This is a genomic window from Sphingomonas sp. 37zxx (assembly GCF_000786205.1).
In the GTDB taxonomy this organism is placed as follows: domain Bacteria; phylum Pseudomonadota; class Alphaproteobacteria; order Sphingomonadales; family Sphingomonadaceae; genus Sphingomonas.
In genome coordinates, this window is the sequence record NZ_JROH01000131.1 from 1 (window position 1) to 488 (window position 488).

Annotated in this window: 1 protein-coding gene; it reads left to right on the forward strand. The window is 67.6% G+C overall.

Annotated features, from left to right (window positions below; translation table 11 throughout):
* Nucleotides 1-186 precede the first annotated feature (186 nt).
* The coding region (gene tnpB, locus QU44_RS17075; RefSeq protein ID WP_033923611.1) for an IS66 family insertion sequence element accessory protein TnpB at nt 187-488 on the forward strand (302 nt) is incomplete at its 3' end.

A 488-nucleotide genomic window follows, 5' to 3' on the forward strand; every position in this document is an offset into this window, starting at 1 on the left:
CCCGCACGATCTGGGTTTCGCCGAGGCGACGATTGTCGATGACCGCGAGGGCGGGTCGGCGGAGCACGGTCCGACGATGATCATCGAGCTGGCGCGTGGCAGAAGGGTGAGCATTTTCGCCTCAGCCTCGCCGGCGCTGGTGGGCGCAGCCCTGAAGGCGCTGCGGTGATCCCTCCAGGAGCACGGGTGTGGATCGCGATGGGGCACACGGACATGAGGAAGGGGATGCAGGGCCTGGCGCTGATGGTCCAGCAGGGCCTCAAGCGCGATCCGCATGGCGGCGATCTGTTCGTGTTCCGGGGCCGCGGCGGCTCGCTGATCAAGGTCATCTGGCACGACGGCATCGGCATGTCGCTCTACGCCAAGCGGCTCGAGCGGGGGCGGTTCATCTGGCCCTCGGCGAGCGACGGTATGATCTCTTTGACAGCCTCCCAGCTGGCCTGCCTGCTCGAGGGGATCGACTGGCGCAACCCGCAGCATAGCTGGCG